The sequence below is a fragment of the Streptomyces sp. R28 genome (genome assembly GCF_041052385.1).
In the GTDB taxonomy this organism is placed as follows: domain Bacteria; phylum Actinomycetota; class Actinomycetes; order Streptomycetales; family Streptomycetaceae; genus Streptomyces.
This window is the reverse complement of the sequence record NZ_CP163439.1, coordinates 5,158,634-5,171,816: the sequence shown is the minus strand read 5'-3', so window position 1 is coordinate 5,171,816 and position 13,183 is coordinate 5,158,634. Positions and strand designations below refer to the sequence as shown.

7 protein-coding genes and 1 pseudogene are annotated in these 13,183 nt (G+C 71.3%); 3 read left to right on the top strand and 5 right to left on the bottom strand.

Going from position 1 to position 13,183, the window contains the following annotated elements; all coding sequences use genetic code 11:
* Positions 1-50 precede the first annotated feature (50 nt).
* The 5 genes and pseudogenes from AB5J49_RS22960 to AB5J49_RS22940 form a co-directional block, all read right to left on the bottom strand.
* Entirely contained in the window at positions 51-602 is a 552-nt protein-coding gene (locus AB5J49_RS22960) for a Pycsar system effector family protein (RefSeq protein WP_369170492.1), read from the bottom strand.
* The gene (locus AB5J49_RS22955; RefSeq protein ID WP_369170491.1) at positions 599-2,176 is read right to left on the bottom strand and encodes a hypothetical protein; all 1,578 of its coding nucleotides are present in this window, start codon (positions 2,174-2,176) and stop codon (positions 599-601) included. The genes AB5J49_RS22960 and AB5J49_RS22955 overlap by 4 nt, the downstream gene beginning before the upstream one ends.
* Positions 2,169-4,718 (bottom strand): hypothetical protein, encoded by a 2,550-nt coding sequence (locus tag AB5J49_RS22950; protein ID WP_369170490.1) that lies wholly within the window; start codon positions 4,716-4,718, stop codon positions 2,169-2,171. The genes AB5J49_RS22955 and AB5J49_RS22950 overlap by 8 nt, the downstream gene beginning before the upstream one ends.
* 140 nt (positions 4,719-4,858) lie before the next feature.
* Positions 4,859-5,206 (bottom strand): annotated as a pseudogene (locus AB5J49_RS22945) (biotin/lipoyl-containing protein); the annotation flags it as partial.
* 729 nt (positions 5,207-5,935) lie between these two features.
* A complete protein-coding gene (locus AB5J49_RS22940) occupies positions 5,936-6,703 on the bottom strand; it encodes a Crp/Fnr family transcriptional regulator (RefSeq protein WP_369170489.1) in 768 nt (255 codons plus the stop codon).
* Positions 6,704-7,272: 569 nt separating this feature from the next.
* Between AB5J49_RS22940 and AB5J49_RS22935 the strand changes: the two genes are divergently transcribed.
* The 3 genes from AB5J49_RS22935 (at position 7,273) to AB5J49_RS22925 (ending at position 13,179) form a co-directional block, all read left to right on the top strand.
* Entirely contained in the window at positions 7,273-10,587 is a 3,315-nt protein-coding gene (locus AB5J49_RS22935) for a BTAD domain-containing putative transcriptional regulator (RefSeq protein ID WP_369170488.1), read from the top strand.
* A 184-nt stretch (positions 10,588-10,771) separates the two neighbouring features.
* Complete coding sequence (locus tag AB5J49_RS22930) at positions 10,772-11,053, top strand: hypothetical protein (RefSeq protein ID WP_301999441.1); 282 nt, start codon at positions 10,772-10,774, stop codon at positions 11,051-11,053.
* Positions 11,054-11,481: 428 nt separating this feature from the next.
* A complete protein-coding gene (locus AB5J49_RS22925) occupies positions 11,482-13,179 on the top strand; it encodes a stealth family protein (protein ID WP_369170487.1) in 1,698 nt (565 codons plus the stop codon).
* Positions 13,180-13,183 lie beyond the last annotated feature (4 nt).

The following is a 13,183-nucleotide window of genomic DNA, read 5'->3' as shown; positions in this document are numbered from 1 at the left end:
CGTTGGCGTGTGTGCGGTGGTACATCGGTGTTGCGTGCGCCGGTCGGGGATCAGCCCGCGGTCAGACCCCAGACCACGGCCAGGCCCGCCGACGGGGCGAGCGAGGCCACGCCCCAGCGGATGGCGCGGTACTTGGCGGACAGAATCGAGCTGACGTCCACGGCCTGGACGAGCAGCCACCCGGCGGGATCGCGCGCCGCCTCGGTGACCCGGGCGGACAGCCGCGCGATGTCGCGCGCGGCCACCAGATCGCCGAAGTAGGTCACCTCGTCCCGGGCGCGGACCGTGCCGGTGCGCGGCATCAGCGCCGCGACCAGCGCGGCCACCGCGACGGCCCAGAGCACCCCGGACAGGAGCAGCGTCACGTCGGCGAACCCGTCCCAACCGGGCGTGCCGTGCCACCCGACCAGGAACGCGGGCAGCGCGAGCGTCCCCGACAGGAGCACGGCCGCCTTGGAGTCGGCCCGGCCGAGGTCCTCCCGGACCGTGATCAGCAACCGCTCCGCGATGCGCTCCCCCGCCCGGTCGTGGCAGTGCCGACCCCCGTCCGGCACCAGCCCGACCGGGTCGGGGGAGGTTCGTGCCGCCCCGTCGGCGGTCATCGGTCCTCTTCCACCCAGGACCATCCGTCGTCCTCACCTCGTCTGCGCCGCCGCGGCCGCTCCCGCTCCCGCTCGTCGTCCGGGTAGTAGGGCTCCGGCCGGTACGTCCGGGGCCGGTCGCCGGAGCGCGACTCATCCTCGGGGTCGTGGTCCGGGACGGGTCCCGCGGAGTCGAACTCCGGCCGACGGGGCAGCCGGCGCACTCCGGCACGACGGTCGTCGTAGTCGGCGTCGTCGTCCTGGGAGTAGGGCCCGGGCTGGTAGGCCCGGTCACGGTCCAGGGCGCGCGGGTTGTCGTAGTCGGGGTCGTCGTCCCGGTAGTGCGGCTCGGGCTGGTGGGTGCGTTGGCGGTCGCGGAAGCGCGGGTCGTCGTAGTCGGCGTCCGCCGCCGGGGAGTAGGGGTCCGGCCGGTGGGGCCGGCGCCGGGCGCGGGGTTCGTATCCGTCGTCCGCCGAGTAGGGCTCCCGGTGGGGCCGGCGTCGCGCGCCGGAGGGCGGCTCGTCCGCGTCGGCGTCCTGGCCGGCGTACGGCTCCCGTCGGCCGGACCCCGTGCGGTGCGGCTCGTCCCGGGAGGGCTCGGGCCGGTGGGGGCGCCGTCGGGGCGGTTCGTCCGACACCCAGTCCGGGGTGAACGCCCCGTCCGCGGACGGCTCGAGCTGCCGGGGCTCCCGGCGCGGCGGCAGCGATCCGAGGGGGCCCTGGATGGGGCGGCGCCGGTCCGGGTTGATGAGGTTCAGGACCTGTGTCTCCACGTCGGTGGAGGCGAGCTCTCCACTGAGCGCCATGGTGTAGAGCCGGTCGATCCGCTCCCGATCGTCCTGCCTGCCCTCCTGGCGGATCTTCTCCAGGAAGTCCTTGGCTCCCTCGGGATCGGCCGCCAGCATGAAGCTGAGCTGCTCCAGCTCCCCGCCCTGCAGCATGCGCCGGAACGCGTCCTGACGCTGCCGGGTCACCTCGGCCTCGGCCACCACGTCCCGCTTCTTCTTCGCGTGCTCGATGGCGTCGTCGTCCACCCCCAGACGGACGTACAGCCGTACCCGCAGGCCGAGTTCGGCCCCCAGATCACTCCAGCGGCCCCCGACGCACTCGCGTGTGATGACCCGGTTGGCCTGTTCGGCGTCGGTCACCCGATAGGACCGCGTGACCTCGTGCAGCCGTTCCAGGATCGGGGAGGTGAGCCGCTTGGCGACGTCCTTCACGGCCTGTACGGCGACCAGATGCGGGTCGGTCACCTCCCACTCGATGTCCACCTCGGCCTTGAAGAAGGCGGTGCTGCCGGCGGCCGGCAGCTCCATCCGCAGGGGCGTCACGAAGGTGCCGACCGCGATCTCGCAGACGGTGTACGGCCGGGCCAGCGTCCGCTTGTCGACGTGCCGGACGCCGAAGGCGGTGACCACGGTGTAGCCGCCGTTGCGGTAGAACACCACCGAGGTCTTCTCGGCACTGATCGGCGGCAACCCGCCCGTCGGCGCGTACTCCTTCAGGAACGGGCCCATGGGGGTCGAGTCGGCCGCGGCCCGTTTCGCCTGGACCCGCTGCCTCGCCTTCGCCCTCGCGTCGTCGTTGTCAGCCATGCCTCTCCTCCTGGCCCGTCCGCTCCGGCCGTGAGACGGCGAGCCACCACAGGTCGCGCGCCTTCGGTTCGGGGAGCGGCTTCTCGGGGTCGTTCATCATGCGGCGCAACAGCCAGTCCAGCCGCCGCCGGTCGTTCTCCTCGGTGGCCAGCGCGGGCAGCAGCGCCGCCAGCCCCGGCCGGGTCCACTCGCTGCCGTCCTTGCGTGCCGCCGACCGCAGCAGTGCCTCCAACGCGTCCATCGCGACGTCCTTCGACCGCGCCGTGTTCAGCGTGGTCCACAGCAAGTCGGCCATGGGAGCCACGAGTTCGGGCCGGGTGGCGGCGAGGGCCAGCGGCAGCGGCCAGTCACCGCGGTCGCCCAGCGGGGAGGACTCGGGGTCGTCCGTCAGCACCTCTTCCACCGTGGTCAGCGCCAGCCGGACGGTGGTCACCAGACCCAGGTCCTGGTACGGCTCCTTCTTGTGGTGGGTCCACTCCGCCACCCGCTCCAGCACCGACGCGGCATCGGGCAGGGTCAGCAGCCGTACGACGTTGAACGAACTGACAGCGAGCTGATCGCCCTCGTCCCTGATCCCGATCCGGGCCAGGGCGTCCAGCGTGTCGTCCGTCGTGGCGGCGGCGTTGCCGTAGCCCAGCGCCATCGCGGCGGTCCAGCGCAGCGACTTGGTGCCGTTCCTGCTCCAGTCGCCGATGATCTTGTGCACCGTCTTGCGATGGGAATCGTGACCGGCGGCCTGGTCCATGGTGGTGGCCGCGAAGATCCGCCGACGGGGCGTGTGCGCCTCGGCGAGCGGCCGGACCAGCTCGGTGTAGCCGTGGTCGAAGTCCCGTACGCACAGCTCACCGGCGGCGACCGCGGCGCGCATCCACACCTGGGAGCGCGGATCGTCCGCCAGCAGCCGCAGCCAGCGCACCACCGGCGCCCGGACCGGGAAGTGCCGGTCCCACAGCTCGGTCAGCACCGCGGACGGCAGGGCGGAACCCCGGTACCAGATCAGCCGCGCCGGCACGTCGTGCCCGGCCACCTCGACCTTGCCGTCCTGGAAATCGGCGCGCGAGAGCGCCTTGTCGACCTCCGGGTCGTCGCAGAACAGGGGGCGGGCCGGTGTGTTGTCCGGGTCGCACTGAACGGACAGTTCCCAGGTCAGCAGGTGTGCGGCGGTGGCCACGGCGCTGTACGACGCCCCGCCCAGTACGGCCAGCGCGATACGGAACGCCACCGGGTGGAACAGCGTCGCCGTGTCCGACCGGCGGGCCTTGCCCTCCGCGTCGACCCGGGGCGCGGTGAGCGCCCGGTCCACGCCGGCGAACCACTCCTGGGCCTGCTCGGCGGCGATGCTGCGGTAGCCGGACAGCAACGCCTCGTACGAGACGTTCCCCAGCACATGCCCGGCCAGCAGCGACGCCAGCAACTCGGCCTCGCCGGGGCGCAGATCATTCAGCCCGAGCGCGTCATCGAGCTCCTCGGATTCCGCGAGCTCCTCCGCGCGCGCAAGAAGGTCCTCCAGGGGCGCGTCGCCCTCCCGGCCCTCCGCGACCCGCTCCTCCAGCCGCTCGCGCAGCCGGGTGGCGAGCAGCTCCTCGGTGGGCGCGGGCGGGCAGAGCATGCCGTACCGCCCGGCCAGCAGCGCGTTCGCCGCAGACCCGACGGTGACGACGATCACCGCGAAGGCCTCGCGGCGGTCCAGGGCCGCGGCGAGCTCGTCGAGGTCCATCTCGTCCGGCGGCAGGGTGTCGCTCCGGGTGAGGGACAGCTCCAACAGATAGCCGGTACCGCGCCGGGCCTCCTCGCCCTCGTTGTCCAGCGTCCCGGCCAACTGCCGTGGCCCGCCCTCCGGGTCGACCCGCAGGATCCGGGGGCCCGGGGCGGGGGCGGGCTCGGCGCCGGAGTCGTCCGCCGTGCGCTGGGTGACCTCGTCGAGGAGCGACAGCGCCGTACTCGTACGTCCCGTACCCGGCGCGGCACCCAGCACCAGCAGCCGCCGGGCGCGCAGCGCGCCGCGCAGCCGTACGTACCCCTGCGGCACCACATGGACCCGGCGGAGCCTGCGCAGCTCCTCCTCGGGAACGGGACCGCTGCGCATGCCGGAGCCGAGCGCGCGCGAGCCCAGCGTCAGGTTGAAGTTGTCGCCGATGTGGGCGCTCTGGAGCCGCGAGTGGGCGAAGCTGATCAGGTCCCGGCGGACGTCGAACAGCTGCCGGGTGGCCCGGCGCGTCCGCGCGGCGGCGGCCAGATCGGTGGGCCCGTCCTCGCCCTGATCGTCGGCGAGGGGGTCGCGGGTGCGCTCCTTGAACCGCCCCGCGGCGCGCTCCCGTTCCTTCTCCCGCTCTTTCTCCTTCTCCTTTTCCGCATCCTCGTCCTCGGCGGCCTTCTCGCCGTCGGACTTGCCGTCGTTGTCGCGGGACCGCTCGTCCCGGTCCTGCTTCCTGTCGTCTTTCCTGTCGCCTCCGGCCTTCTTGTCGTCGTCGGACGACCGTCCCCCGCCGGACTGCTCAGGGGTGTCGACGGCTACGCCGCCCGCCTGCTCGTCGTCGCTCACCCGGCTCAGTCCTTCCCCTGCTCGGTGACGCGGTTGGCGGACCCGCCCATCTGCACGGGCCCGTGGTAGACGTTGTTTTCGTTATGGAACGCGTCGCGCCTGACGTTTTGATGAATGCCGACGTCACCGGGCGGACGGCGGGGGGCACGCGGGGCGGCGGGCGCGGCCGGAGCGGTACCCCTGGCGCCGATGACGGCGAGCTTGGCGCCGATCTCGACCGTCTCGTCCTCGCCGACCACGATCTCCAGCAGCGTGCCGGAGGCGGGGGCGAGGATCTCGGTGTCGACCTTGTCCGTCGACACCTCCAGCAGCGGCTCGTCGGCCTCGACACGGTCACCGACCGACTTCAGCCAGCGGGTGACGGTGCCCTCGGTGACGGACTCGCCGAGCGCGGGCAGGACTACGTCTGTGCCGGGGGCGCCACCGGCGGGGGCGGGAGCGGGAGCCGGGGTGGGGGCGGCCGGAGTCTCGGCGGCCAGGGCCGGAGCGGGCCGCCCGGGCAGGTGGAACCAGGCGGTGACCGCGCCCTCCTTGAGGTCCAGCCGGGCCGAGGAGTAGTGCGCGGGCTCGATGAACTTGCCGCCGCCGCTGACCACGTCCTCGTACAGCGACTGGGAGGTCACCAGCACGAGGTCGGCCTTCTCGGCGTCGAGGAGTTGCCGGGCGACGGGGGAGTCGGCCAGTCGGCAGGCGAGGTCGACGGCGCGTCCGCTGATGCCCCGCTCGTCGTGCCGGACCGGGCCGACGTGCATGCCGATGCGCAGCCCGAGGGGGACGGCCAGGTCACGGTTCTCGTCCCGCAGCTTCTCGTGCACCTCTACCAGCCACAGCCCGAGCAGCCGGCTCACCGCGATCCGCCCCGGCACCGACAGCAGCACGCCGTCGCCCCGGTCCTCCATGTGGACGGCGTCCCGAGCCACCTTGGCGTGGGTGAAGCCCGTCTCCAGCACCCGGTAGATCCGGGCGCGCATGCGCGGCTTGTCGACGTCGCCGTACGCGCCGGAACGTCTGGCGTCGACGCTGATCACCAACTCGTAGTGCGCTTCGGTGAGTTCCAGAGCGTCGTGGTTCACCCATGCCCCCTGCATGTTCTTTCCGCTTGCCGAAGAGGTGGTTCGTCCTGCCGAGGACGTGGTCCGCGGAGGTGGTCCGTCCCCTCAGAGTCAGGCCCGGGACGTGAGGCGTCTGTAGCCGTTTACACACGGCGGGGCGTGGGCTTACTCCTGATGACCGTCCGCGAGAAGGGCGAGCAGCGTGGGGTCGAGGACCTCCACCATCCGGTTGCCGGTGCGCACGATGTTCTGGGTGCGCAGCAGCCGTAGGGCCTTGGCGACGGCTTCGCGGGTGGCCCCTATCGTGGCGGCCAGTTCGTCCTGGGCCAGCTGGACGACCCGGCCGGAGGTGGCGGGACCGGTGGTGGCCGGGCCGGTGGTGGCGGGGCCGGAGGTGGCGTGGCCTCTCGAAGGGACCGCTGCGGACGGGGTGTATGGGCCGGAGGGCTCGGCTCCCGACAGTTCGGTGAGCCGGCTGGCCAGGCGTTGCAGCACGGTGAGCGAGGCGAGCGCGGACCGTTCCTGGTCGGCGCTGCGGAGCCGGAAGGTCAGCTGACGTATCACCAGACCGCTGACCCGGGGATGCAGGGCGAGAAAACGACGAAACGCATCCCCGGATATGACCTGGGCCTCTATGGGACCGAGTGCGCGCACGGTGGCGCTGCGGGGATGCGTATCCAACGCGGCCATCTCGCCGAGCAGTTCGCCCGGGCCGCGTAGGCCGAGTATCAGCCGGGTGGCCCCACGGTCCGTCGCCACGGATACGGTCACCCACCCCTGAAGAATGATCACGACGTGACTGGTTCGGTCGCCCTCCGTGAGGAGATGGGCGTCGGCCGGGTAGCGCTTCCGGTTGCCGAGGGCCATGACGCCCTCGTGCTCCTGGGGAGTCAGGGTGTGCGCGAACGCCAGCTCATTGCCGAGTAGCCCCATGGCCAGCCCCCCGCCGCATTCCGGACGCCTGGGATTTCGATGGGTGTTGATGGTGGCAGGACAAAGTTCCGCGCCGAGCGGATTGCGCCATACCAGGGGTACTGGCCGGTAGTTGCGGAATGCCAGGTTGGTCGCCCTGTCGCCGTGCACCCCCGTGGCAGGGCGACCCCCGACACCCACCGCAGGTCGCGGGCGCCATGCCCGCCTCTGAAGGGACGAGCGTGAGGTCAGACACACCACTCGAACAAGGGGTCGCATCGTGGGTGCGATTCGGTCAGCCGATGGAGAGTTGGCGAAAACTCGGGTTTGCGCTGTGACAGGGGTGACGGCGAGGTGGTGGCGAGGTGAGAGGACCGTGAGCCAGGAGGGGGGCGTGGGAGGGGGCCAGGGCGAGACCTCCGGTGCTGCCCTGCGACGGTTGCGATCGATGTGAGCGCCGCCCCCCTGTGTCATGCCGTCAGCTTTCCGAGGGGGAGAGGAGGGAATGTTGAGGAAACCTGTACGCGCAGGTCGTGCGGCATGGACCATGGCCGCCCTGTTGGCACGAGCGGTTATGGAAGGACAGGCCGGTGGAGATCCGGTTGCTGGGGCCGGTACAGGCGTGGGCGGACGGTGCGGAGGTCGACCTGGGCCGGCCTCGTCAGCGGTGCGTGCTGGCCGTACTCCTCATGGAGGCCAATCGCGTCGTACCGATCGGGACACTCATCGACCGGGTGTGGGGGGACGACCCGCCGGACACGGTGCGCAACGTTGTCTACGGCTATGTCGGCCGGCTGAAGACCGCCCTGCGGGCGGCGGACCAGGGATCGACAGGCGTACATCTGGACCGCAGTTCAGGCGGCTACACGCTACGGACGCCCACCGGGCGAGTGGACCTGTACCGGTTCCGTGAGCTGGTCGGCCAGGCCCGGGCCAAGGAGAAGGAGGCCCGCGCCAAGGAGAAGGAGGGCCGGGCCGGCGAGAGGGAGGCCGGCACGGCGGCCGCCGCCGACGACCAGGTCGCCGAACTCCTGGAGCGCGCCCTGCAGATGTGGCGCGGCGAACCACTGACGGGGCTGACGGGGGCATGGGCGCAGGCGACGCGTGACCGGCTCGTGAGCGAGCGGGTCGTCACCCTGCTGCAGTACCACGAGGTGCAGCTGCTCAGGGGGCGCCACGAGGAGATCCTTCCCCGGCTGCGCGAACTGGCCGCCGCCCACCCGCTCGACGAACGGATGGCCGGGCAACTGCTGACCGCCCTGTACCGGTGCGGCCTCCAGGCCGAAGCCCTCCTCCACTACGACGACGTCCGCAAACGGCTCGCCGAGGACCTGGGCGTGGACCCGGCACCGGAGCTGCAGACGCTCCACCAGCTCATCCTCACCAACGACCCCGCGGCGGCCGCACCGACACCGCACCAGCCAGGTCGCCCGGACCGCGACCTCACACCGTCGGTCCCGGCCGAACTGCCCCACGACGCCGCCGGTTTCGCGGGCCGCACCGACGAACTCGCCCGGCTGCACGCGCTGCTGCCGCCCGAGCAGGCGCCGGGGCCGTCGAACACGGTGGTCATCTCCGCGATCGGCGGCGCCGCCGGCATCGGCAAGACCGCACTGGCGGTGCACTGGGCGCACCAGGTCCGGGCCCGCTTCCCGGACGGGCAGCTGTATGTGAACCTGCACGGCTTCGACCACGACCGGCCACCGCTCAAGGCAGGCGAAGCCCTGGAACTGCTGCTGCGGGGCCTGGGCCTGAGGGCGTCGGAGATCCCCCTGAACGACGAGGCCCAGGCACGCGCGTACCGGACCCTGCTGGCCGGCCGGCGCCTGCTCGTCCTGCTGGACAACGCGGCGTCGGCGGAGCAGGTCCGCCCGTTGCTGCCGGGCAGCCCGTCCTGCTGCGTCGTCGTCACCAGCCGCAACCGGCTCGGCGATCTCGTCGCCCGCGACGGCGCACACGCCCTGCCGCTGGACCTCCTGCTGCCGGCCGAGGCCCGCGCGCTGCTGAGCCGGACACTTGGCGAGGATCGGCTCGGCGAAGACCCGTCGGCGGTGGAGGAGTTGATCCGGCTGTGCGGCAGCCTGCCGCTGGCCCTGCGCGTCGCCGCCGCTCGGCTGACGGGCGACCCGGGCCTGCGCCCGGCCGACCTGGTCGCCGAGATGTCCGAGGGCAACCGCCTGGAGGCGCTGGCGCCGGACGATGCCGACGACTCCCCCTTGCGTACGGCTTTTTCCGCGTCGTACCGAGTCCTGTCCCCCGCGGCGCGCCGGCTCTTCCGGCTGCTGGGCCTGTTCCCCGGCCCGGAGTTCACCGCCGAGGTCGCGGCAGCGTTCCTGGACATACCGCTGCCGCAGGCCAGGCGCACGCTCGGCGCCCTGGCCGCGGCCCACCTGATCGAACCCGCGACGGCGGGCCGGTACCGCTTCCACGATCTGCTGCGGGAGTACGCGCAGGAGATCGCGCGGGCGGAGGAGACGGCGGCGGACCGGGACGCCGCGCTGCGGCGTGTCCTCGTCTGGTACCTGAACGCCGCTCGCGCGACCGGCGGAACCTGGCTCTTCCCGGAGCTGCCCCACGACCTCGCCCCGGGCGACCGGCCGGGACTTCCGCCCGCTGCCGGAGCCGGAGCCGGACCGTGGCTGGAGGCGGAGCGGGCGAATCTGCTCGCCGTCATCAACCACGCGGGGCGCCACGGCCCCCGCCCCCTCACCTGGCACCTGACCAACGCGCTCTTCGGAGACTTCTGGCTCCATCTGCCCCGGGCGACATGGCAGGCCACCGCACAGACGGCGCTGGACGCCGCGATGGCCGAAGGCGACCTGCACGGTCAGGCCGCCGTGCACTGCGTCCTCGGACTGCTCAAGTCGGACCGGGGGTGGGGGCGGCAGGCCTTGGACCACCACACCCAACTGCGGGAGATCAGCCGGGAGATCGGTTGGGTGACGGGCGAGGCAGCGGGGCTCGGCGGCCTGGCCCAGGCGGAATGGAGCATGGCCCGCCTCGACAGCGCGTACGAGCACGTCACCACCGGTCTGCGGATCGCCCGCGCGGCCGGAAACCGTTACCTCGAAGCGCTGGGGCTGGTCGTCCTCGGTGTGACCTGCCGGGATCTGGGCCGACTGCGCGAGGCTGCCGAACACCTCGAAACGGCCATCCTCCGTAACGAGGAGATCGGATGGCACGACCACAGCCTGGCTCTGCAGAACCTGGGCTGGGCGTACTGGGAACTCGGCCGTCTGACCGAGGGTCTCGACGCCCTCGGTTCCAAGGTGAGCCCTGACCACAGGGGCGGACACCGCGACGACCGCGCCATGATGCTGGACTCCGTCGCGAGGATCAACCTCGAACTCGGCCGCCACGAAGAGGCGTTGGAACAGGCCGAGCGGGCGCTGGCCATGAGCAAGGCCAAGGGGCGCCGCTGGATTCAGGCCGGCATCCTCAACACGATCGCCGCCGCCCACCGGGAACTGGCCCACCCGGACCGAGCGGAGCGGGCCGGCCGGCAGGCCCTCACCCTGGCCCAGCAGTCGGGGCACCGGCGCACCGAGGCGGACTGCACCCTGGGCCTGTCCCTCACGCTCAGGCAACTGGGCCGGCTCGACCAGGCCCGCAGCCATGCCGAGCAGGCGTTGAGCCTGGCGCGCGACTACTCGTTCCGGGTGGTGGAGGCGCAGGCCCTGTCGGTCCTGTGCGACATCGCGGAGTCCGAGGCGGCACCCGCCACAGCCGTCGCCCTCGGCCACGAGGCCCTGGCCATCCACCGCGAGACCGGCCACCGCCTCGGCGAGGCCCGCACCCTCATGACCCTCAGCCGCGTCCTCCACCAGAACGAGGCCGCCGCGGCCGACCTCATGAGGCAACAGGCGCTGGCCATCTTCTCCGACGTCGGAGTGGCGCCGCGGTAGAGACCGTCGAACGAGCCGACCCAGCGTCCCTCTCCCCTCACCGCGGTTGTCCGGGTGGTTCCGCCACGAGATCACGAACCACGGCGTGTCGCAGGGACATATTAGTAATTTTCCCATTAACTCCTATAACTGTACGAAGTCGATCTGTCACGGATCGCAATCACCTCACTTCACCGGAGATGACATGCACAACCTTCGCAAGGCTGCCGTCGTGGTCGTGGCCCTCGGCAGCGTCGGCATCCTGAGCGCCGGTACCGCCACCGCCCAGGGCATGGACGGCCACGGCGGCAAGACCAGCGTCCTGCAGAGCTCCTCCTGCAAGTCGCACGACCTGAACGTCGACGTCCTCGGCCAGGTCGGCGTCCTCAACGGCGTGCTGGGCAACGCGCTCAACGGCGAGGGCAACTCGGGTGGGCAGGACACCCACATCGGTTCGGCCATGGGCTGCGACAACAGCGCCTTCTAGCCCGAGGTCCGGATCGGGGGTTCCTGTGGTCGGCTGGTCGTCCGCATGTCGACGGAGGCCGACCGCGGGATCCCCTGGCCGGCGCGGACCCCGGTGTTCCATGGCGAGACCTACCGGTGGAGTACGGGCCGTCGTAGACGGTCCCTGGGATGTTCCGCCGATGGCAGTGCACCGGTGTCCGCCCGGCCGTGCTCGACCTCGGAAACCAGCCAGGGGCCTGATCCGCTTTCCCGGATCAGGCCCCTGGCCTGGTGGACCACGAAAAGATCGGAAAGGCAGCAGCGCTCTACCACGTTCAACTGAGGGCCGGATATGTGCAGGGCCCTTCGTTTGTTAATTCTCGGAGAACTCTTCTACAACCTTCGGCACCACGCGTCGGTCTGGCTAACGCAGGGATTCTGAGGGGTTCATGAAGAGGAGCTCAGAACGTGACCGTGCGTTCCTTTGCCCGGCGGATGCGACCGCGAGTCGAGCGGAAGGCCGCCGAACGGGTGTGGCAGCTGCGCACCATGCGGCGGCGCCGCACGGCAGCGGTCACGGACCCGATGCTCCGCCCGGTGGCGGTACGCGGCCAGCAGCTCTACGGCCGGATCGTGACCCGGTTCAGCGCTGTTGAGGCGGCCGCCGCCAACCTCGGCCTGGTCGTCGCCGCGTTGGAGCAGGAAGGCATCCCGTACTTCCTGGTACCGACCTCGCGTACGCGCCACACGGTCGGTGTGAACGCCGTCGACCGGGAGCGTTTCCTCACCGCCCTGGAGGCGCAGAACGCGGGGAAGGCGGTGTTCCTCGGCAGACCGCTGCCCGGCGGACAGCTCAAGAACCCCGCACTGTTCATGGACGGCGTACTGCCGACCGCGCTGCGCACGGCCACCGTCCTGCGGATCGGGGAGAACCACCTCGGCCCCTCGGGCCAGCTGCTCGCCGGGCCGGAACTCGCCTGCGACGTCGAGTTCTGGGAGGACGGGGCACAGCTCCTCGCCTCCGACGACGGGCCCAGGCGACTGGCCAAGGTGCAGCCGCAGGCGTCCGAGGACATCTTCGCCGAGTCCCTGATCGCGCCGCGGAACAACGGCATCACGGACGTACTCCCGGCGTCCGAGCAGAAGCCGGCCACGGTGCGGATCGGCGACCGGGAGCTGCCGAGCTTCGCCCCGCTCACCCTGCCGACCGTGAACGACGTGACCTTCCCCGTCGACGTCGTCTACACCTGGGTGGACGGCGAGGAGCCCCGGATGCGGGCCAAGCGGGCCCAATACCAGGAGCACGGCATCGCCGAGATCCTGGACAAGGAGACCAACGCCTCCCGCTACACCAGCCATGACGAGCTGAAGTACTCGCTGCGCTCACTCGCGATGTACGCCGACTTCGTCCGGCACATCTACCTCGTGACCGACGGTCAGAAGCCGCACTGGCTCGACGACTCGGCCCCGGGGATCACGGTCGTCGACCACCGCGACATCTTCCCGCAGGACGTCCTGCCGGTGTTCAATTCCCATGCGATCGAGACCCGGCTGCACCACATCCCGGGCCTGTCGGAGCACTATCTCTACTTCAACGACGACGTGTTCGTCGGCCGCCGGGTCACCGCGGAGCACTTCTTCCACGGCAGCGGACTGATGAAGATCCCGGTGTCCCCGCTCAAGATAGGCGTCGGCAAGCCGCACGCCGAGGAGACGGCCACCAACTCCGCCAGCAAGAACGTCCGCCGGCTGCTGCTGGAGAAGTTCGGGCGGGTGACGACGAACAACTTCATGCACACCCCGCTGCCGCAGCACCGGGAGACGCTCCAGGCGCTTGAGGAGCTGTTCCCGCAGGACATCAGCCGCACCACGGCATCCCGCTTCCGCTCGCCGCAGGACATCGCCATGACGGCACCGCTGCTCTACCAGTACGCGCTGATGACCGGCCGCGGGGTGCCGGGCAGGTACAGCTTCCGCTACGTGAACATCAGCCGCCCGGACGCCGAAAAACGCCTCGCAGATCTGCGTCGCAACCGCCGCTTCGACTTCTTCTGCCTCAACGACGTCGATGTGCCGCCCGAGGAGCGGGAGCAGGTCGGCATCCGGATGGATGAGTTCCTGGAGAACTACTTCCCCTTCGCGAGCCCCTTCGAGAAGCAGAAGTAACAAG